Here is a 19,856-nt window from a genome sequence, read left to right on the forward strand (position 1 = left end):
GGATTGCGGGGTGCGCGCAGAACCGACGACCGACCTGTCCGCCGCCCCGACGTACGACCGGACCACCGGGCCCCACCCCGCCGTCGATCGACGGGAGCGGACCACGGTCGCGGTCGTCACCGCGACGTTCGGCTTCTGGCTCGCCGTGTGGGCCCTGGTCGTGCCGACCTTCGAGGCCCCCGACGAGACCGCGCACGTGGACGCCGCCCTGCACGTCGCCCTCGGCGATGCGTGGCCGGCCCCCGGGGACATGCGGGTGCTCGAGGCCGTGCTCGCCGGCACCTCGGAACGGTCGTCGCTGCCGCAGGACCGGTGGTCGACGGTCAGCGAGCTCCTCGCCGCCGCGCCCGGAGACTCGACCACCGTGAACCAGATGACGCAGCACCCGCCGACCGCGTACCTCGGCGACGCCCTGGTCCTCCGTGCCGTGCACTTCGGCGACCTGCGGCTCGACCAGGCCGTGCTCGCGCTGCGGCTCGCCGACGCGCTGGTGGTCACGCCGCTCGCCGTCCTCGCCTGGGCCACGGTGCGCCGGCTCACCCGCTCACCGCGTGCTGCGCTGGTGGGCTCGCTCGCGCTGTTCGCGACGCCGCAGCTCGCCTCGATCGGTGCCTCGGTGACGAACGACGCTCCGACCATGCTGCTGACCGGTGTCGTCGTGTGGCTCGCGGTGCGCCTGCTCACCGGCGACCTGCGATGGCGGGCCGCCGTCGGGCTCGGGGTCGCCCTCGGAGCCGCGTGCTGGGTGAAGGGCACCGCGTTGCCCGCAGTCCCCTTCGTCGGGCTCGCCGTGCTCGTCGCCGGGGCCGGCGTCCTGCCCTTGGTCCGTCGGCTCGTCCGTGCCCTCGTCGTGCTCGCGGTCGCCGGTGCCGTCGGCTCCTGGTGGTGGGTGCACAACCTCGTGGCGTACCACCGCCTGCAGCCGGACGGCTACGCATCGATCCGTCCGCCCAGGGCGTTCCCGCCGGGAGAGCACCCGTCCGTCGTGCACTTCGTCGACGTGAGCTGGGGGACGCTGGCCCGCACCTTCTGGGGCAGCCCCGGTCTGGGTGCCCAGGTGAGCATCGGCGACGGCCTGACCGCGGCGCTCACGGTGGTCGCACTCGCGGTGGTCGTGCTGTTCGCCTTCCGCCGTCCGGACCTGGGAACGTCCCTCGTGCTCGTCTCGTTCCCGGCGGTGGTCCTGCTCGTGCAGACCGCGACGAGTGTCCGGGCGTACCTCACCACCACCGAGGTCGCCGGGACGCAGGGACGGTACGCCTTCCCCGCGCTGCTGTGCCTCGTCGCGCTCTCCGCCATCGCCTGGCGTCGCGTTCCCGGGACCCCTCGCGGGCGACGGTGGACCGCGACCGCACTCGCGGTCGTCTGCCCCGCCGTCGGCCTGTACGGCGCCGTCGTGGTGACGAGCTGGTTCTGGAACGGTGCCGTGCCGTGGCCCGGACACGGCGGCGCCGCGCGGTACGCCGCGCTGGGACCGGTGTCGCTGTGGACCGTCGTGGTGCTGGCCCTGCTCGTCCTCGTCGGACTCGTCCTGTCGGTGGCCCGGGTGGCGGGGTCCCGCTCCGCGGCCGGTCCGGTCGTGACGGACAGCGACCACCGCACGCTCGGGGAGTCCCGGTGACGCGCCCCCGGCTCCTCGTCCTGGCGTCGACGTTCCCCGTGCGGCCCGATGACGGCGTGCCCGCGTTCGTGCTCGACCTGGCGCGGCACGAAGCCGAGGAGTTCGACACCGTGGTGCTGACACCCCGGGTGCGGGGAGCCGCCGCCGACGAGGTCGTCGACGGCGTCCGCGTGGTGCGCTACCCGTACTTCCCCCGACGCTTCGAGGACCTCGCCGACGGGGCGATCCTCGACAACCTCCGGGCCCGCCGCAGCCGCGTGCTGCAGGTGCCGTCCCTGCTCGTGGCGCAGTACCTGGCGGTCCGCCGCGCAGTGCGGTCCGGGCGGCCCGACGTCGTGCACGCCCACTGGGCCGTGCCGCAGGCCCTCGTCGCGACCCTGGCTGCGCCGCGGGTCCCGATGGTCGTCACCACGCACGGAGGCGACGTCTACGCCCTGCGCGGAGCGCTCCTGGTCCGGCTGAAGCGCTGGGTGCTGGAACGCGCCGCACACGTGACGACGGTGAACGGCGAGATGCGCCAGCGGCTCACCGCCTGGGGCGTCCCCGCTGCCAGGACGAGCGTGGTCCCGATGGGCGTCGAACCCGGTCCCGCCGCCGCCGCCCGGGCACGCACGGCGCGGACGGCGGGGCGGGTCGTGGCCGTCGGACGGCTCGTCGAGAAGAAGGGGTTCGCGGTCCTCCTCGACGCCCTGCGACGCGTCGACGACGTCGCGTGGGAGTTGGTCGTCGTCGGGGACGGGCCGCTCCGCGCACAGCTGGAGCAGCGGGCCGCCGGCCTGCCGGTGACCTTCGTCGGTCAGCGCGGGAAGGAAGAGGTCCTCGAGGCGCTGGCGTCCGCCGAGGTGGTCGCGATGCCGTCCGTGCCCGCTGCGAACGGAGACCAGGAGGGCCTCCCGGTGACGCTCCTCGAAGCAGCTGCCGTCGGAGCCGCCGTCGTCGCGAGCGACCTGCCGGGCATCCGGGACGTCGTGCGGGACGACGTCTCCGGCCTCCTCGTCCCGCCGGGCGACGTCGTGGCGCTGGCGGCGGCGCTCCGGCGCGCCCTCTCCGACAGCGACGGACGAGCACGCTGGCAGGCCGGCGCCGAACGGGCCGCCGAGCCGTACGCCGGTGACCACATCGGTGCCCGGTACCGCGCGGTCCTGCGGGACGCCGCGGGGCGGGGCACCGACTGACCGCCGGCGCGCCGCGGCGCGCCGGCGCCGAGTGCCGGATGCCTCCCCCTGTCGCGCGGCTCGGTCAGCGAGCGGTCCCGCGGGTCAGCGCCCCATGCCCCGTACCGTGAAGCCGGCGGCGGTCCACGCCTCGCGGTCGAGGCAGTTCCGGCCGTCGAGCACCACGGGCGCGGCGACGAGCTCGGCCACGGCCTGCGGGTCGAGCTGACGGAACTCGGCCCACTCGGTCAGCACGAGCACCAGGTCGGCGTCGCGCAGCGCCTCGGCGGCGGAGTCCACCGTCGCGACCTCCGGCCGCACGCGCGCCGCGGTGTGGTTGGCGGCGGGGTCGTACGCCCGCACCGTCGCACCGAGCTCGACCAGCCGCACGGCGATGTCGAGCGCCGGCGAGTCGCGGACGTCGTCGGAGTTCGGCTTGAACGCGAGTCCGAGCACCGCCACGCGACGCCCCGCGACGGAGCCGCCGAGCATCTCCTCGGCGAGGGTCACGACGTGGCCGCGACGCCGCAGGTTGATCGCGTCGACCTCGGCCAGGAAGGCGAGCGAACTCCCCACGCCGAGCTCGTCCGCCCGCGCCTGGAACGCCCGGATGTCCTTCGGCAGGCACCCGCCGCCGAACCCGAGACCGGCGTTGAGGAACTTCCGGCCGATCCGGTCGTCGTGGCCGATGGCGTCGGCGAGCGCCGTGACGTCGGCTCCGGCCACCTCGGCGATCTCGGCCATCGCGTTGATGAAGGAGATCTTGGTCGCGAGGAAGGCGTTCGCGCTGATCTTGACGAGCTCGCTCGTCGGCAGGTCGACGACGAGCCGCGGGATGCCGCTGGCGAGGGCCTGCGCGTAGACCTCGTCGAGGACGGCGACGGCGCGGTCCCCGACATCGCCGGCGGGCACGCCGTAGACGAAGCGGTCCGGCGAGAGGGTGTCCTGCACCGCGAACCCCTCGCGCAGGAACTCGGGGTTCCACACGAGCGTCGCCTCGGGCTGCACCTCGCGCACGCGCTCGGCGAGCCGCGCCGCGGTGCCGACCGGCACGGTGGACTTGCCGACGACCAGGTCGCCCGGCGCCAGGTGCGGCAGGAGGTCGGTCACCGCCGTGTCGACGTACGTCAGGTCCGCCGCTCCCGTCGGACCCTGCGGCGTGCCGACGGCGAGGAAGTGCACGCGCGCACCGGCGACGCGCGCGGTGTCGGTCGTGAACTCGATCCGGCCGGAGGCGAGCGCTTCGGCGAGGGTCTCAGGCAGTCCGGGCTCGAAGAACGGCGCCTGCCCGGCGGCGAGCTGTCCGATCTTCACGGGATCGACGTCGACGGCGACGACGTCGTGTCCGAGCTTGGCCATGGAGGCGGCGTGCACGGCACCGAGGTACCCGCAGCCGATGACGGAGATACGCACAGGTCGACGCTACCGGACGCAGTCGTCCGTCCGGTGCCGGGACACGGCGGTCGTGAGCCGGGCTCGCGTCCGCTCAGTACCCGCCGACGATCTCGTCCGAGTCCGGCTCGCGGTGCCGCCTCCTGGACTCGTACGCCTCGACCAGGTCGTGGAGCACCGCCACCACGAGGTCGGCGTGCGGCACGTCGGCCAGCACGACCGGTGCGTCGTCCCCGGGGAACACCAGGACGTCCCCGGACCGCCAGACCCCCTGCAGGCCGCGACGTCGCACCGTCACGTCGTAGCCCCGCGAGTGCAGCAGCTCCCGCCGGGTCCGGGTGCCGAGTCCGTGCACCACGACCAACCGGCGGGTCGTGACGACGTACCGTTCGGACATCCACCGGAGCAGCGGGACGAGCCCACCGAGCACGACGAGCAGGACCGTCAGCCCGGCGACGACGACGTTCAGCCACGCGAGCTGCGCGCGGAAGACACCGAATCCGAACCCGCCCGCCAGGGCGACGAGCACGACGAAGACGGCGGGCCGGACGAGTCGGCGTGCGTGCGGCCGGAGCCGCGCGACGACGCGTTCGGGCGGCGGCTCCTCGGTCATGCCGTCATGCATACCGCAGGTGGGTGAGGTCGCCCACCGCGACGCCCCTGGAGCGGCCGTCCCGATCCCGGATCGTGATCCTGCCCTCGTCGTCGACGCCCGTGGCGTCGACCTCGTCGACGGTGCCGTCGGGCAGTTCCAGGCGGACGCGGCGACCGATCGTGCCGCACGTGGCGCGGACGTGGGACCGGACCGCCTCGGCAGCCGGACCGCCGTCGACCAGGGCGTACACCGCCTCCAGGACCGCCGTCGTGAAGGCGGAGAGGACCGCGTCCGCCAGGTCCACGGCGTCGCCGGATGCGCCGGCCACCGCGAGCGACGTGGACGTCGGGGTCGGCAGCGATGCCGACGGGATGGTCAGGTTGACGCCGACACCCACGACGACACTGCCGTCCGGGGCGACCTGGCAGAGGATCCCGCACACCTTGCGCCCGTCGACCAGGACGTCGTTCGGCCACTTCACCAGGGCCCGCGGCTCCGGCGCGCGTGACGGCTCGCCGTCGATCGGCCGGGAGGCACGCGGCGTCCCGTCGACGTCCGGCAGCACCGCGGACACCGCGTCACGCATCGCGGTACCGGCCACCAGCGGGAGCCACCCCCGGTCACGCGCGTCGAGGTCGGCGCGGACGAGCAGGCTCGCCGCGAGTGCCTGCCCGGCCGGCGCCGTCCAGGTGCGGTCGAGGCGACCGCGTCCGGCGGTCTGGTCGAGCGTGACGACGACGCTGCCGTGGGGCCGCTCGACCGCGACGGCGAGCAGGTCGGCGTTGGTCGAGCCGGTGCGCACCGGCGTGTCGAACACCCCGCCGACGGCCTCGACGACGGCTCGGGCGCGCGGGAGGGCCGGTGGCTCGGGTGTGGACATGCACGCAAATCTACGGGCAGGAACCGTGGGGGTCCTCCAACCGGGGTCGTGGTGGCCGCCGGTAGGGTGAGCGGGTGACCACAGGAGACACCCCCGACCTCTCGACGACGGCCGGTCGCCTCGCGGACCTGCGCGACCGCTACCACGAGGCCGTGACCGCCGCGGGCGAGGCCGCCATCGCGAAGCAGCACGCGAAGGGCAAGGGCACCGCCCGCGAGCGCATCGAACAGCTCCTCGACGAGAACTCCTTCGTCGAGTTCGACGAGTTCGTCCGCCACCGCACGACCTCGTTCGGCATGGACGCGAAGCGTCCCTACGGTGACGCGGTCGTGACCGGCGTCGGGACCATCCACGGCCGCAACGTCGCGGTGTACGCGCAGGACTTCACCGTCTTCGGCGGCTCCCTCGGCGAGGTCGCCGGCGAGAAGATCGTCAAGGTCATGCAGCACGCGCTGAAGACCGGCGTGCCGATCATCGGCATCCTCGACTCCGGCGGTGCCCGCATCCAGGAGGGTGTCGTCGCCCTCGGCAAGTACGGCGAGATCTTCCGCCTCAACACGCAGGCGTCCGGCGTCATCCCGCAGATCTCGATCGTGATGGGCCCGGCGGCCGGCGGGGCGGTCTACTCCCCCGCCCTGACCGACTTCGTGATCATGGTCGACAAGACGAGCCACATGTTCGTCACCGGCCCGGACGTCATCAAGACCGTGACGGGCGAGGACGTCGGCTTCGAGGAGCTCGGCGGCGCACAGACGCACAACGCCGTCTCCGGCGTCGCGCACTACCTGGCCGAGGACGAGACCGACGCGCTCGACTACGCCCGGTCGCTCGTTGGGTTCCTGCCGGACAACAACCTGTCCGACGCGCCCGCCTACGACGTCGCCCCGGAGCTCGAGACGACCGACGCGGACCACGAGCTCGACACGGTCATCCCGGACTCGACGAACCAGCCGTACGACGTCACCACGATCATCGAGCACGTGGTCGACGACGGCGAGTTCCTCGAGGTCCAGCCGCTCTTCGCACCGAACATCCTGATCGGCTTCGGCCGGGTCGAGGGCCGCACGGTCGGCATCATCGCGAACCAGCCGCAGGCGATGGCCGGCACGCTCAACATCGACGCCGGTGAGAAGGCCGCGCGCTTCGTCCGGTTCTGCGACGCCTTCGGCATCCCGATCCTCACGCTGGTCGACGTGCCCGGGTACCTCCCCGGCACCGACCAGGAGTGGACCGGTGTGATCCGCCGGGGCGCGAAGCTCCTGTACGCCTACGCCGAGGCGACCGTGCCGCTCGTCACCGTCATCACGCGCAAGGCGTACGGCGGTGCGTACATCGTCATGGGTTCGAAGCAGCTCGGGGCCGACATCAACCTGGCGTGGCCGACGGCCGAGATCGCCGTCATGGGCGGGCAGGGCGCCGTCAACATCCTGTACCGCGCCGAGATCAAGCGCGCCGAGGAGTCCGGCGAGGACGTCGCGGCGGTCCGGGCGAAGCTCGCCAACGAGTACACGTACAACGTCGCGTCCCCGTACCTCGCGGCGGAGCGCGGCGAGCTCGACGGCATCATCCAGCCGCACGCCACCCGGGTGTCGGTCATCAAGGCGCTGCGGGCGCTGCGCGGCAAGCGTGCCTCCCTGCCGCCGAAGAAGCACGGGAACATCCCGCTCTGATGGAGACCGTCACGATGCACCGAGCGACGACGCTCCGAGGTGACGGCTGATGGGCCGCCACGCCGCGACCGTGCCCGCCGACGAGCCCGCGCCGGTCGGCGCGGACGTCCGCGTCGTCGCCGGCGACCCGTCCCCCGAGGAACTCGCCGCCGTGATCGCCGTGCTGCAGCGACAGGCGGACGAGGCCGCTGCGCTCGGACGTGCGGAGGTGACCGTGTCGCCGCGTGCCGGGTGGGACGCGACGGCCCGGGGCCTGCGTCGACCGCTCGACCACGGCGACGGTGCCTGGACCCGCTCCCTGCGCTGACCGGCCTGAGCCGTCGTCCTGCCCGTCGCAGCCCTCGACCCCCGCCGGCGCCCGGCGGGGGTCGAGCGCGTCCGGAGGTGTCGAACGACGATGTACCCCGATGCACCTGGCCGCCGCCCGGTCCCGATCGCCGTTGCAGGGTGCACTTCCCGGTCGGTCTTCCCTCGCTCGGGGGACAGGAGCCACGGAGGAGCCCCGCTCCGGCCCGATCTGTCCCCCATAATGACGACTGACACGGGCACGCGCACGGGGCATAGTTGTCAGTGTTCGGTGTCCTTCGATGAAGAACATCGCGGGTCGGTGGCCGACTAGGGTACGACGCCACCGTCCAGCTACGAGCCAGGGCGATATTCGGGTTGTCGCTCAGGCTCGGGTCGTGAACGGGCCGGTCCCCCAGGGACCGGCCCGTTCCCGTTCCCGGCCCCGCCGCACGGGTCGAGCCGCCGTCGCTGCGGTCACGCTCGGGCTGTCGTCGTCCTCGCGAGCCCCCTCGCCGTCGGGCGGTGGTCGGGACGAGGACCGGGTGGTCGTCAGGCGGTGACGTGCCGCGGGATCTCGAGCCAGAGCACGACCGAGTCATCCTCGTCGTCGTCCTCGTCGTCCAGCCCGGCGCCGAGCGCCGCCGACTCGCTGGCGGCCGTGTCGAGCCGGAGGCCGACGATGGTGACGGCCGATCCGGACCCCTCGGCCACGGTCCGGACGATCACGTTGTCGGCCTCGCGCGCACGTCGCAGCGCCTCGGCGACCTGGGCGTGCACGCGCCGGAGGTCGTCCACCTCGAGGTCGTCGAGACCGCCGTCGTCGTGCAGCTGCACGGTGGCGCCGCGACGACGGAGGCGCATGACCTCGTCGCGGACGTCATCGGACAGCAGCGACCGCCCGCGGATCTCGTCGCGGATCGCCTGCTCGAGGTGCAGGCACTCCGCCCGCTGTTCCTCGGTCAGCTCCCCGCCCTGCTCGATGACCTGCTGCAGCATCGGCAGCGCCATGCGCGTCGTCTGGCTCAGGCGGAACTGCCGCTCGAAGACGTGGGCGTCCTGCGCCGCCTGCCAGTCAGCGGTCTCCTGCTCGGCACGGACGAAGTCGAGGGTCGCCCGGTTCGCCCGGTCCATCGCGACGGCGAACCCGGTCGCCACCGCGACCCACGTCAGGTTGCCGACCAATCCCAGCGCCCCGAAGGCGCCCGGTCCCGCCCAGGCCACGACGAAGAGCGTGACGAAGCCGACGCCCGCCCACGCGAAGGCCCTCCGGCCCCGCACGACGAGCACCACCATGAGCGTGCCGATCGCCGCGACCCACCAGGTGGCCCAGTCGTCCTTGTCCGACAGGTCCACGACGGGTGCGGCGATGACCGGCATGACCAGCGCGGTGGCGAGCGAGAAGCACGCCGCCCAGACCGGCAGCACGCGTCCGGGCAGGAAGATCGCGACGGCACTGGCAGCCGCGTAGAGCGCCATGCACGCGAGGACCGGGCCGACGTCCCGGACGTACGGGAACGACGCCACGCCGAGCACCAGGTGGAAGACGGAGAACAGCGCCGCGAGCCCGATGGCGATGCCGGCCGGCAGCGAGACCCTCACGCGTCACCCCCGGGGCCCCACCCGAGCCGGATCCGGGTGCCGGCACCCGGGTTGCTCGCCACCACGACGGTGCCGCCGACGCTCTGCACCCGCTCGATGATCGAACGGCGGACCCCGAGTCGGGCGGCGGGGACGGCAGCCAGGTCGAAGCCGGAGCCGTCGTCCCCGACCTCGAGGTGCACCGTGCTCCCGCGCTGCTCCACCCGGACCCACCGCTCGACCTCCGGACCGCCGGCGTGCTGCACGCTGTTCACGCACGCCTGCAACGCCGCCGAGGCGAGGGCGTCGGCGACCGTCGCCGGGATGCGCAACCCGCCGACGGGCGCGTCCCGCAACCGGACGGGAGCGGCGAGTGCACCGACGGCGTCGACGATGCGCGCGCGGAGGTCGTGCACCGTGACCGGCGGGGCCGCTCCCGGCAGGTCGGCTGCAGCGGCTCCGAGGTGGTCGATGGCGTTGCGCGCCATGCGGGCGGCGAGGGCCTTCGCCTCCGGGGTGTCCGCCCGGGCAGCCGAGAGCAGCGTGGTGAGCACGCTGTCGTGCACGATCGCATCGACCTGCACCCGCTCGACCTCGGTCGCGTGCTCGCGGATCGCGTGCGAGTAGCGCCGGACCGCGGTGGCCTGCGCGGCGTCGACGGCCGCGGCGGCCCTGCGGAGGAGCACGGCGATGACGAGGACCGCACCGCTGAGGATCGCCGTGTACACGCCCTGGAGCACCGCGCTGAGCCCCGCGTCACCGCCGAGCGGCGTGAGCCGCACGACGACGTACACGGCGGGCACGAGTGCGGTGTACACGGTCGCACGCCAGGGCGCGAAGCCCATCGCCGCGGCCGTCGAGCCCACGGTGAGGAACCACCACGGCCAGGGCACCTGGTTCGCGGGGATGGCCTCGCGGACGATGACCGGCCACGTCACGAGGACGAGGAGGAAGAGCAGCGCGCAGGTGATCTGCGCGACCTGCGCGAGCCGCTGGACGAACGCCGAGACGCCGACGAAGAGGAACGACGCCCCGAGCAGCCCCGCCGAGACGGGCCCCCACACCGGATCCAGGTACGGCAGTTGCCCGACGACCTGCGGCGCGTAGACCGCGCCGAAACCGATCGCGGCGAGCGCGATGAGGATCGCGAACAGTCGTTCGACGGACGCCTGCGTGATCGCGGGGCGCACGCCTCGCAGGGGGTCGACCCCGAACGGCGCCGGTTCTGTCGGCGCCCCACCCTCCGTCACGGGTCCGGGGGCGTCGGACGTCCGGCCCGGCACGCCTGCCGACCGGGCCGGTCCGGCCGTCGTGGCCATCGGGGTCAGCGGCCGTCGGTGTCGGGGTCGATCCCCGAGTCGAGCCCGGGGAGGATGCCGTCCTCGACCGCGCGGCGCAGCAGGTCGACCTTCGTCGGCGCGGGCCGCCCGACCTCGACGTACTTCACGCGGATCCGGTCGAGGTACTCGCGCGCCGTCGAGTACCCGATCCCGAGCTGCTGGGCGGCGAGCTTGAGGGGCAGACCCGAGGCGTACAGGTGCAGGATCTCCCGCTCGCGGCGACCGAGCTGCGCCTTCGCGAAGTCACGGTCGGCGTCGATGGCGCTCGCCCACTCGAGGTTGTTGAGCACCTCGCCGCGGGCGACGGTCGCGACGGCTGCCATCACGGTCTTCGTCGCCGAGGACTTCGGGATCACCCCGGCGGCACCGGCGGCCAGGGCCTCACGCACGCTGGCGACCCGGTCGGCGATGGAGTGCACGAGGACCGCCGAACCGGTGCCCTGGACGCCCTTCACGTTCGCGGTCACGGTCGAGCCGTCACCGAGCGACAGGTCGAGGACCACGACGTCGACCTCACGGCCGTCGAGCTGCGCCACGTACTCGGGCACGCTCGCGGCGGTGAGCACGACCTCGAACCCCTCGTTCTGGCACGCCGCCTGGATGCCGAGCCGCACGGACTCGTGGTCGTCGACGATCGCGACCCGGACGGGCCTGGTGGCCAATCCGGTCGCTCCGGTGCTGGTGTTCGTGTCTGCTGCCACGGTGGCCTCTCGTTCCGATGCACGCCCGGCCCCTGTCGCCGGGAGCGATCACCGCCCAAGGATACCCAGGTCGGGGGCGGTCACGGGTTTCCGGGACACCGCGTCACACTGCTCCGGTGACGACGGGCGTCAGGCGATCGGCACCAGGCGCGCGACGGCCTCCAGGTGGTGCGTGTGCGGGAAGAGGTCGAAGGCCCGCAGCGCCTCGAGCCGGTACCCCAGGTCGGCGAAGGTCGCGACGTCGCGGGCCAGCGCGACCGGGTCGCAGGCGACGTAGACGACCTGCGCCGGCTGGAGCGCGGCGATCTGCACGACGACCTCGCGGCCCGCGCCGGAGCGGGGCGGGTCGAGCACGACGGTGCCCGCGCGGAAGCGCTCCTGCTCCGGGCGGGAGGCCGCGGCGGCGGTCCGTGCGAGCCAGCGGTCGACGCGACCGGTCTCGGCGCGCGCGCCGATCCACTCGGACAGGTTCTCCTGCGCGTGCTCGGTGGCACGCGGGGCGCTCTCGACGCTCGTGATGCGCGCCTTCGGACCGACGACGTCACCGAGCGCGGCGGCGAGGAGGCCGACGCCGCCGTACAGGTCCAGGTGCTGCCCCTCCGGGTCGAGCCGGTCGCGGTCGACCAGGTCCTGCACCGCCGCGGTGAGCACCGTCGGGGCCTGGCGGTGCACCTGCCAGAAGCCGTTGTCGTCCACCGCGAAGGAGCGCGCTCCCACGACCTCGGTCACCACGGTCGGCTTCTGCTCGTCGATCACGAGCCGCGCGCCCTCGGAACCGCTCGGCGCGAGGACGTCGACGACCGAGGCACCGGGCATCGCACCGCGTCCGAGCGGGGCGCTGTCCTGCACGCGCTCGGCGGCCAGCGGCAGCGACGTCACCGGCACGACGGTGTGGGAGCGGGCGGCGAACGGGCCCGCGGTCCCGTCCTGGTCGACGTGGAGCCGGACGCGGGTGCGCCAGCCGAGGCCGTTCGCGGCGTCGTCGCCGGGGGCCGCCTCGACCGCGACGTCGTGCCCGAGGACCTCGGCGAGGTCGGTGCGGGCGAAGCGCGCGAAGGCGTCGACCAGGACGTCGTGCTTCAGGGTGCGCTGGTGCGGGAGCGCGATGTGCCCGAACTCGGCACCGCCGGCGCGGACGGCCGGGTCACGGTCGAGCGCGGCCTCGGGCCAGACGTGGTCGACGCGGTGCTCGCTCGGGGTGACGACGGACACCGTGTCCGCGCGCCAGAACGACTTCTTCCGGTCCTCGGTCACCCGCGCGACGACGCGCTCGCCCGGGATCGCGTCCGAGACGAAGACCACGCGCCCCTCGTGCCGTGCCACCGAGATGCCGCCGTGGGCGATCCCGGTGACGTCGAGTTCGAGCAGCGTTCCGACGGATTCACCCATGGTTCGATGTTCCCATGCGTCTGTACCTCGCGAGTACCTCCCCCGCCCGTCGTGCGCTCCTCGCCCAGACCGGCATCGAACCGGTGCTCGTCGCGCCGGGGGTCGACGAGGACGCCGCGGTGGCGGCGGCTGCGGCGGTGCTCGGACGCGACCTCACCGGTCCGGAGCTGGTCGGGTTGCTCGCGGTCGCGAAGGCGGACGCCGTCGCGGACGCGCGCGTGGCCGGCTCCCCGGTGGACGGCTTCGTGTTCGGCGGTGACTCGGCGTTCGAGGTGGACGGCGTGCTGTACGGCAAGCCCCACGACCCGGCCGTGGCCCAGGAACGCTGGCGGCAGATGCTCGCCGCGGGCGGCGGCACGCTGTGGAGCGGGCACTGCGTCGTGGACCGTCGGCTCGACCGCGGACCAGCCACGGCGGTGGGGACGAGCGCGGACGGTCCGGGAGGCGCGGGGCGGACGGGCACCGTGCCTCCCGTCCGGCAGGTGGACGCGGCGGGCGGCGGGGCGCTCGGCGTGGCCGGCCACCTGGGTGACGTCTCGCCCGGCGGCTCCGCGATGGTCGCCGCGGGCGACCACGTCGTCGCGGTCGACAGCGCCGTGCTCACCTTCGCCGACGACATGTCGACGGAGGAGATCGACGCCTACGTGGCGACGGGTGAACCGCTCGAGGTCGCGGGCGCGTTCACGATCGACGGACGGGCCGCCGCGTACATCACCCGGATCGACGGCGCACCCTCCGCCGTGGTGGGGCTCTCCCTGCCGGTGCTGCGTTCGATGCTGCTCCGCGGCTTCGGCGTCGCATGGCACGACCTGTGGGCGCTGTAGACATCCACACTTGATCCGCGAGGTTCTTTGTCGATGCCGCTCAATTCACGGTCGCGCAGCACGAATACGCTGATGAACCATGCCCCGTATCAGCAAGGTCCTCATCGCGAACCGCGGCGAGATCGCCGTCCGCATCATCCGCGCGGCCCGCGACGCAGGCAAGGCATCGGTCGCGGTGTACGCCGACCAGGACCGTGACGCCCTCCACGCCCGCCTCGCCGACGAGGCCTACGCGCTGAACGGCACCACGAGCGCCGACACCTACCTCGTCATCGACAAGATCATCTCGGTGGCCCGCCGGTCCGGTGCGGACGCCGTGCACCCCGGCTACGGCTTCCTCGCCGAGAACGCCGACTTCGCCCGCGCCGTCATCGACGCCGGCCTGACCTGGATCGGCCCCTCGCCGGAGTCGATCGAGCAGCTCGGCGACAAGGTGTCTGCCCGTCACGTCGCCGAGAAGGTCGGTGCGCCCCTCGCGCCGGGCACGATCGAGCCCGTGCAGGACGTCTCCGAGGTCGTCGCGTTCGCCGACGAGGTCGGGCTGCCCGTCGCCATCAAGGCCGCGTTCGGTGGCGGTGGCCGCGGCCTGAAGGTCGCCCGCACGCGCGACGAGATCGAGTCGCAGTTCGAGTCGGCGACGCGTGAGGCCATCGCCGCGTTCGGTCGGGGCGAGTGCTTCGTCGAGAAGTACCTCGACAAGCCGCGTCACGTCGAGACCCAGTGCCTCGCCGACGAGCACGGCAACGTCGTCATCGTCTCGACGCGCGACTGCTCGCTGCAGCGTCGGCACCAGAAGCTCGTCGAAGAGGCGCCGGCGCCGTACCTGACCGAGTCGCAGACCGAGCGCCTGTACGAGTCGTCGAAGGCCATCCTCCGCGAGGTCGGCTACGTCGGTGCCGGCACCTGCGAGTTCCTCATCGGTGCCGACGGCACCGTGTCGTTCCTCGAGGTGAACACCCGCCTGCAGGTCGAGCACTGCGTGTCCGAAGAGGTCACCGGCATCGACCTCGTCCGTGAGCAGTTCCGCATCGCCGAGGGCGGCACGCTCGACTACGAGGACCCGGCACCCCGCGGGCACTCGTTCGAGTTCCGCATCAACGGCGAGGACCCGGGTCGCAACTTCTTCCCGGCCCCCGGCCCCGTCCACGCCTTCACCGCACCGTCGGGCCCCGGCGTCCGCGTCGACTCCGGCGTCGTCTCCGGCGACGTCGTCTCCGGCTCGTTCGACTCGATGCTCGCGAAGCTCATCGTCACCGGTGCCACCCGCGAAGAGGCACTGGAGCGCTCGCGCCGGGCCCTCGCGGAGTTCGAGGTCACCGGCCTGCCCACCGTGCTGCCCTTCCACCGCGCGGTCGTGTCGGACCCGGCGTTCGCCACGGACGACGAGACGCCGTTCAGCGTGTACACGCAGTGGATCGAGACCGACTTCCAGAACGACATCCCGGCGTGGAGCGGTTCCCCCGAGGAGCTCCCCGCACCGGCCGCACGCGAGAGCGTCGTCGTCGAGGTCCAGGGCAAGCGCATCGAGGTCACCATGCCGTCGATCGTCGGTGGTGGCGCCGCCGGAGCCGCCGGTCGTCGTCCCGCCGGGCCGTCCGCTCCCCCGAAGCGCCGCTCGTCCGGCGTGAAGGGCGGGCTCGCCTCCTCGGGCTCGGTGACGTCGCCGATGCAGGCCACGGTCGTGAAGCTCGCGGTCGCCGAGGGTGACACCGTGGTGAAGGGCGACCTGCTCGTCGTCCTCGAGGCCATGAAGATGGAGCAGCCGGTGCAGGCCCCGCGCGACGGCGTCGTGACCGGCCTGAACGCCCCCGTCGGCCAGACGATCTCGTCCGGCCACGTGCTGCTCGAGCTCGCGTAGCGCGGCCGCAGCCGCCGCGTCGAACCACGAATCCGACATTGAACCAAGGACGGCCCCTGGTTCGATGTCGGATTCGTGGTTCCGCACCGACGTTGCGCGCCGCTCACCACGCAGGGGTCGCACGAACGCCGCGTCGCACCGGGAGGCCCGCGTCGGCGAGCATCGCTGGGAAGCGGCCGCCCGTCACGACGTCGCGCCAGATGGGCCGGACGACGTGCCGGACGCCGGGCACTGCGCGCAGGCGGTCCTCGCGGATCTTTTCCGCGACGACGACCTCGTCGGCGCTCCGACCGCGACGCATCGCCGGATCCCGGTACTTCGCGAGGCCGTCGAACTCGACCACCACACCCTGGTCCGGGAACCAGAAGTCCACCCGACCGATCGGCCCGGACGCATCGTGGAAGAGCTGCTGCTGCGTCGGCGGCGGGCAGCCGACGTCACGCATGACGAGGAGCGCGACGCTCTCCCCCGCTGATTCGGACAAACCGGACGCCAGTTCGAGCACCTGGCGCGCGCGACGATGCGCACGGACCGCGGGTCGCTCGGCGTACCGGTCGAGCAGCGCTTCGCGAGGGGTTCCCCGTCGCACGACCGCATCGGCGACCGCCAACCCGCGAGCCCGGTCGTAGCGGACCGCGACGTCCACTGCGGTGTCCGCCGGTCCGGTGACGAGCACGCCCTCGATGCGCATGAGGCAACGATCACGCTCGGGGCCGCGATCTTGTCGACGAACCGAGTCCGCTGCGACGTGGATCGTGCCGGGTCCGTCAGGGTCGGGCGATCCGGTACCGGGGAGATCCACGGCAGGCGGTGCAGGACCGCTGCGGAGGCATGGGACGCGTACAGACGCGGGGAACGTCCGGAGGCGGCCACGACGCGCGCGGTGTGGCGCTCCCACTCGGTCGCGGCGTCCCACTCGGAGCGCGCGACGAACGCACCGTGCCCGATGCGGACGAGGCGTCCCGATGCGACGTCGCGCTGCTGGAGGCGAGCGACGGACGGGTCGGGGTGACTGCGGATCACGTGCAGCGGTGCCATGCCCCCGAGCCTGCGCGAACACGCCGTCTCCGTGGGCCGCTCGTACGGACGCTGTGGAGGGCTCACGCCGCTCACAATTGCCCGAGGATGTGCCTCGGAACCAGGAATCCGACATCGAACCAGCACGAGGGGCTGGTTCGATGTCGGATTCGTGGTTCGAAGCGCGGCCCGCGACAGTGGGCGCGCGCCGCTACGACACGAGCGGGCGGACGTCGGCGGCCAGGGCGTCGACCAGCGCCTGCGCCTCGGCGGGGGTGTCGGCCACCGTGTCGATGTAGACCTTCACCTTGGGCTCGGTACCGCTCGGGCGGACGATGACCCGTGCGCCGCCCTCGAGGTCGTAGCGCAGGATGTCGGACGGCGGGAACCCCTCGACCCCGTCGGAGTAGTCGGTCACGCCGACGACGTCCAGGCCACCCAGCGACGTGGGCGCCGTCGACCGCAGGGACGCCATGATCTCCCCGATGCGCGAGAGGTCGTCCACGCGGGTCGACACCTGCCCGGAGGCGAACGCCCCGAACTCGGCGGCGAACGCGGCGAGCTGGTCGGCGATCGTCCTGCCGTCGGCGGCCAGCTCCACGGCGAGGTCGAGCAGCGCGAGGGCAGCCGAGATGCCGTCCTTGTCGCGCACGACGCCGGGGTCGACGAGGTACCCGAGCGCTTCCTCGTACCCGAACACCAGCCCGGGCACACGCGACACCCACTTGAAGCCGGTCAGCGTGTCCCGGTACCCGAGCCCGTGGCGCTCTGCCACGCGTGCGAGCGCGGGTGACGACACGATCGATGCGGCGAGCACGCCCGACCCGTCCGACGGACCCGCGGCCTGTGCACGAGCGGCGGCGCGCCAGCCGAGCAGCCACCCGACCTCGTTGCCCGAGAGCCGACGGAACGAGCCCTGGCCGTCCGGGATCGCGAGGGCGAGACGGTCGGCGTCCGGGTCGTTCGCGATGACCAGGTCCGCGCCGACCGCGACGCCCTGCGCGACCGACAGGTCCATCGCGCCCGGTTCCTCCGGGTTCGGGAAGGACACCGTCGGGAAGGCCCCGTCCGGCTCGATCTGCTCGGGCACGACGACCGGTTCGGCGAAGCCCGCCGCGGCGAACACGGCGCGCGCGGTCTCCCACCCGACCCCGTGCATGGCCGTGTAGACGACCTTCGGCTGCGCGTCGGCCGGGAGGGCCGGGGCCGGCACGGTCGCGGCCGTCGCCTCGACGTACGCCTCGACCAGGGCCGGGGTCGCCACCGTGTAGTCCGTCGCGCGCACGAGGTCGCGGACGTCGCCCGCCGCGACGGCGTCGATCGCCGCGGCGATCTCGCCGTCGACCGGCGGCACGATCTGCGAACCGTCGTCGTCGCCTCCGAGGTACACCTTGTAGCCGTTGTCGCGCGGCGGGTTGTGGCTCGCCGTCACCATCACGCCCGCCCCGACCCCGAGGTGGCGCACCGCGAACGCGAGCACCGGCGTGGGCAGCGCGGACGGCAGCAGGGTGACCTCGAGCCCGAGGCCGCGCATGACCTCGGCGGAGTCGCGGGCGAAGACGTCGGAGTTGACGCGGCCGTCGTACCCGATCACGACGCTGCGGTCGCGGCCGGTGTCGATGAGGAAGCGGGCGAGCCCCGCGGCGGCCTGCGTGACCACGACCCGGTTCATGCGCTGCGGCCCCGCACCGAGCTCGGCGCGGAGTCCCGCGGTGCCGAACGCGAGGCGCCCGGAGAAACGCTCGCGCAGCGAGTCCGCCGCGGCGGCGTCGCCGGACGAGGCGGACGCGACGAGCGCTTCCAGCTCGGCACGGGTCTCGCTGTCGGGGTCCTGCTCCGACCAGGACCTGGCGGCGGTGAGCACGGCCTCCAGACCGTCGGCGGCACCGCCGTCCGTCACGGGCTCGGTGCCCTCGCCGAGGTCGCCGTCCGCGATGGCACCGTCCGAGGCGCCCTCGTGCCGGGTCACAGCGCCGCCACCACGCGGGCGAGGAGGTCGGCGATGACCGGTTCCGCCTGCTTGCCGGCCTCGAGCACCTCGGTGTGCGAGAGCGGGGTCTTCTGGATGCCCGCGGCGAGGTTCGTGATGAGGGAGAAGCCCAGGACCTCCATGCCGGCCTGCCGGGCGGCGATGGCCTCGAGCGCGGTCGACATGCCGACGATGTGCCCGCCGATCGCCTTCGCCATCTGGACCTCGGCCGGGGTCTCGTAGTGGGGGCCGCGGAACTGCGTGTAGACGCCTTCGTCGAGGGTCGGGTCGATCGACTTCGCGATCTCCCGCAGCCGCGCCGAGTAGAGGTCGGTCAGGTCGACGAACGTCGCGCCCTCGAGGGGGCTGTCCGCGGTGAGGTTGATGTGGTCGCTGATGAGCACCGGGGTGCCGGGCTTCCAGTGCTCCTTGATGCCACCGGCGCCGTTCGTCAGCACCATGATCGAGGCACCGGTGGCCGCGGCGGTGCGGACGCTGTGCACGACGCGACGGACGCCGTGGTTCTCGTAGTAGTGCGTCCGCGCACCGATGACGAGTGCGTGGCGGCCGTCGCCGAGGCGGATCGACCGGACGGTGCCGGAGTGTCCGGGCACCGCCGAGGCGCTGAAGCCGGGGACCTCGGCCGCGGGGATCTCGGACACCGTCTCGCCGACGATGTCGGCGGCCTTGCCCCAGCCGGATCCCAGTGTCAGGGCGATGTCGTGCCGCTCGATGCCGGACCGGTCGGCGATGACGGCGGCGGCGTCGCGGGCGACCTCGAACGGGTCGGTGGCGGGGTCGTTCAGCGGGTTCTCCGTGCTCATGCCCCAACTCTAGAGGCAGTGTCGGGAGCCGCTCAGTGCTCCCCGAGCGCCCGGTCGACCGCCCCGGTGATCTCGCCCTGGTCGAAGTGGTTCCGGATCACGATGACCTCGGCGTAGGTGTCCCCGATCGCCTCGACGAACTCCGCGCTGGTGAGGATGACGTTCGCGTCCTCGGCCACGGCCCGCACCGACGCGATGTCGGCCGCCACGACGTCGGCAGCGAGCCCCAGGGCGTCGAGGGCCTTCTCCGCGTTCACCTTGAGGATCCCGCTCGACCCGATGCCCGCACCACAGATGGTCACGATCTTCACGCCGGTACCCCCATGATCGTCCGGACCTCGTCCGCCGAGGTCGCCGCCGCCAACCGGGCGGTGACCGTGTCGTCGTTGAACGTGTTCGCGATCTCGCCGATCGACTCGAGGTGCGTCCCCACCTCGGCCACCGCCAACCCGAGGACGACGGACACCGGGTCGTTGTGCGCGTGCCCGAACACCACCGGTTCACGGAGCGTCACGACCGCCAGGCCGTCGTGCCGCACGGACGGCCCGGGCCGGGCGTGCGCGAACGCGAGTCCGGGTGCGATGACGATGTAGGGACCGTGCTCGTGGACCAGGTCGATCATCGCGTCGGTGTAGGCCGGCGTGGCGGCGCCGGACGTCACGAGCGCACCGCCCGCGAGCCGGAGCGCGTCACGCCACGACGACGCGGTCGCCCCGAGCACGACGGCCTCGTCCGGCAGCGGTGGCAGGGGCATCG

At 73.3% G+C, this 19,856-nt stretch carries 18 protein-coding genes; 6 read left to right on the forward strand and 12 right to left on the reverse strand.

Annotated elements, in window-relative coordinates; all coding sequences use genetic code 11:
• The first annotated feature begins 10 nt into the window (after window positions 1-10).
• Together DEJ22_RS10205 and DEJ22_RS10210 are read left to right on the forward strand one after the other, a co-directional pair.
• A complete protein-coding gene (locus DEJ22_RS10205) occupies window positions 11-1,621 on the forward strand; it encodes an ArnT family glycosyltransferase (protein ID WP_111227043.1) in 1,611 nt (536 codons plus the stop codon).
• Complete coding sequence (locus DEJ22_RS10210; RefSeq protein ID WP_181430773.1) at window positions 1,618-2,796, forward strand: glycosyltransferase; 1,179 nt, start codon at window positions 1,618-1,620, stop codon at window positions 2,794-2,796. Before DEJ22_RS10205 ends, DEJ22_RS10210 begins: the two co-directional genes overlap by 4 nt.
• Before the next feature lie 84 nt (window positions 2,797-2,880).
• On the opposite strand, the gene DEJ22_RS10215 is transcribed toward DEJ22_RS10210, so the two are convergent.
• The 3 genes from DEJ22_RS10215 to DEJ22_RS10225 all read right to left on the reverse strand — a co-directional run bounded on the left by DEJ22_RS10215 (window position 2,881) and on the right by DEJ22_RS10225 (window position 5,642).
• Window positions 2,881-4,188 carry a UDP-glucose dehydrogenase family protein gene (locus DEJ22_RS10215; protein WP_111227045.1) on the reverse strand — a complete coding sequence of 436 codons (1,308 nt, stop codon included), beginning with the start codon at window positions 4,186-4,188 and terminating at the stop codon, window positions 2,881-2,883.
• 73 nt (window positions 4,189-4,261) lie between these two features.
• A complete protein-coding gene (locus DEJ22_RS10220) occupies window positions 4,262-4,780 on the reverse strand; it encodes a PH domain-containing protein (protein ID WP_181430775.1) in 519 nt (172 codons plus the stop codon).
• A gap of 4 nt (window positions 4,781-4,784) precedes the next feature.
• Window positions 4,785-5,642 (reverse strand): biotin--[acetyl-CoA-carboxylase] ligase, encoded by an 858-nt coding sequence (locus tag DEJ22_RS10225; RefSeq protein ID WP_111227047.1) that lies wholly within the window; start codon window positions 5,640-5,642, stop codon window positions 4,785-4,787.
• Between the two features lie 74 nt (window positions 5,643-5,716).
• On the opposite strand from DEJ22_RS10225, the gene DEJ22_RS10230 reads away from it, so the two are divergent.
• Together DEJ22_RS10230 and DEJ22_RS10235 are read left to right on the forward strand one after the other, a co-directional pair.
• Window positions 5,717-7,312 (forward strand): acyl-CoA carboxylase subunit beta, encoded by a 1,596-nt coding sequence (locus DEJ22_RS10230; protein WP_111227048.1) that lies wholly within the window; start codon window positions 5,717-5,719, stop codon window positions 7,310-7,312.
• 49 nt (window positions 7,313-7,361) lie between these two features.
• Complete coding sequence (locus DEJ22_RS10235; RefSeq protein WP_111227049.1) at window positions 7,362-7,619, forward strand: acyl-CoA carboxylase subunit epsilon; 258 nt, start codon at window positions 7,362-7,364, stop codon at window positions 7,617-7,619.
• A gap of 530 nt (window positions 7,620-8,149) precedes the next feature.
• On the opposite strand, the gene DEJ22_RS10240 is transcribed toward DEJ22_RS10235, so the two are convergent.
• From DEJ22_RS10240 to DEJ22_RS10255, 4 genes are all read right to left on the reverse strand, one after another.
• A complete protein-coding gene (locus DEJ22_RS10240; protein WP_111227050.1) occupies window positions 8,150-9,199 on the reverse strand; it encodes a DUF8320 family protein in 1,050 nt (349 codons plus the stop codon).
• Entirely contained in the window at window positions 9,196-10,368 is a 1,173-nt protein-coding gene (locus tag DEJ22_RS10245; protein ID WP_146241747.1) for a sensor histidine kinase, read from the reverse strand. Before DEJ22_RS10245 ends, DEJ22_RS10240 begins: the two co-directional genes overlap by 4 nt.
• A gap of 134 nt (window positions 10,369-10,502) precedes the next feature.
• On the reverse strand, window positions 10,503-11,219 hold the full coding sequence (locus DEJ22_RS10250; RefSeq protein ID WP_111227052.1) for a response regulator transcription factor: 717 nt from the start codon (window positions 11,217-11,219) through the stop codon (window positions 10,503-10,505).
• A gap of 129 nt (window positions 11,220-11,348) precedes the next feature.
• Entirely contained in the window at window positions 11,349-12,608 is a 1,260-nt protein-coding gene (locus DEJ22_RS10255) for a class I SAM-dependent RNA methyltransferase (protein ID WP_111227053.1), read from the reverse strand.
• A gap of 14 nt (window positions 12,609-12,622) precedes the next feature.
• Here DEJ22_RS10255 and DEJ22_RS10260 point away from each other — a divergent pair, with 14 nt between their 5' ends.
• Window positions 12,623-13,432, forward strand: a complete 810-nt coding sequence (locus DEJ22_RS10260) for a Maf family protein (protein ID WP_111227054.1) — start codon at window positions 12,623-12,625, stop codon at window positions 13,430-13,432.
• Window positions 13,433-13,511: 79 nt separating this feature from the next.
• Window positions 13,512-15,290 (forward strand): acetyl/propionyl/methylcrotonyl-CoA carboxylase subunit alpha, encoded by a 1,779-nt coding sequence (locus tag DEJ22_RS10265; RefSeq protein ID WP_111227055.1) that lies wholly within the window; start codon window positions 13,512-13,514, stop codon window positions 15,288-15,290.
• Between the two features lie 103 nt (window positions 15,291-15,393).
• On the opposite strand, the gene DEJ22_RS10270 is transcribed toward DEJ22_RS10265, so the two are convergent.
• The 5 genes from DEJ22_RS10270 to DEJ22_RS10290 form a co-directional block, all read right to left on the reverse strand.
• On the reverse strand, window positions 15,394-15,981 hold the full coding sequence (locus DEJ22_RS10270; RefSeq protein WP_111227056.1) for a type IV toxin-antitoxin system AbiEi family antitoxin: 588 nt from the start codon (window positions 15,979-15,981) through the stop codon (window positions 15,394-15,396).
• Window positions 15,982-16,518: 537 nt separating this feature from the next.
• Window positions 16,519-18,207 (reverse strand): phospho-sugar mutase, encoded by a 1,689-nt coding sequence (locus DEJ22_RS10275; RefSeq protein ID WP_502862544.1) that lies wholly within the window; start codon window positions 18,205-18,207, stop codon window positions 16,519-16,521.
• A gap of 65 nt (window positions 18,208-18,272) precedes the next feature.
• Window positions 18,273-19,100: a purine-nucleoside phosphorylase gene (locus tag DEJ22_RS10280; RefSeq protein WP_111227057.1), complete on the reverse strand. Its 828-nt coding sequence runs from the start codon at window positions 19,098-19,100 to the stop codon at window positions 18,273-18,275.
• Window positions 19,101-19,132: 32 nt separating this feature from the next.
• The gene (locus DEJ22_RS10285) at window positions 19,133-19,411 is read right to left on the reverse strand and encodes a PTS sugar transporter subunit IIB (RefSeq protein WP_111227058.1); all 279 of its coding nucleotides are present in this window, start codon (window positions 19,409-19,411) and stop codon (window positions 19,133-19,135) included.
• The gene (locus DEJ22_RS10290; protein WP_111227059.1) at window positions 19,408-19,854 is read right to left on the reverse strand and encodes a PTS sugar transporter subunit IIA; all 447 of its coding nucleotides are present in this window, start codon (window positions 19,852-19,854) and stop codon (window positions 19,408-19,410) included. The genes DEJ22_RS10285 and DEJ22_RS10290 overlap by 4 nt, the downstream gene beginning before the upstream one ends.
• Window positions 19,855-19,856 lie beyond the last annotated feature (2 nt).

The organism is Curtobacterium sp. MCSS17_007 (genome assembly GCF_003234175.2).
Taxonomy (GTDB): domain Bacteria; phylum Actinomycetota; class Actinomycetes; order Actinomycetales; family Microbacteriaceae; genus Curtobacterium.

Coding starts and splice junctions, on each gene's coding strand:
- DEJ22_RS10280 (WP_111227057.1), bottom strand. CDS start 19,100: ATGAGCACGGAGAACCCGCTGAACGACCCCGCCACCGACCCGTTCGAG.
- DEJ22_RS10270 (WP_111227056.1), bottom strand. CDS start 15,981: ATGCGCATCGAGGGCGTGCTCGTCACCGGACCGGCGGACACCGCAGTG.
- DEJ22_RS10235 (WP_111227049.1), top strand. CDS start 7,362: ATGGGCCGCCACGCCGCGACCGTGCCCGCCGACGAGCCCGCGCCGGTC.
- DEJ22_RS10265 (WP_111227055.1), top strand. CDS start 13,512: ATGCCCCGTATCAGCAAGGTCCTCATCGCGAACCGCGGCGAGATCGCC.
- DEJ22_RS10290 (WP_111227059.1), bottom strand. CDS start 19,854: ATGCCCCTGCCACCGCTGCCGGACGAGGCCGTCGTGCTCGGGGCGACC.
- DEJ22_RS10260 (WP_111227054.1), top strand. CDS start 12,623: ATGCGTCTGTACCTCGCGAGTACCTCCCCCGCCCGTCGTGCGCTCCTC.
- DEJ22_RS10255 (WP_111227053.1), bottom strand. CDS start 12,608: ATGGGTGAATCCGTCGGAACGCTGCTCGAACTCGACGTCACCGGGATC.
- DEJ22_RS10220 (WP_181430775.1), bottom strand. CDS start 4,780: ATGACCGAGGAGCCGCCGCCCGAACGCGTCGTCGCGCGGCTCCGGCCG.
- DEJ22_RS10225 (WP_111227047.1), bottom strand. CDS start 5,642: ATGTCCACACCCGAGCCACCGGCCCTCCCGCGCGCCCGAGCCGTCGTC.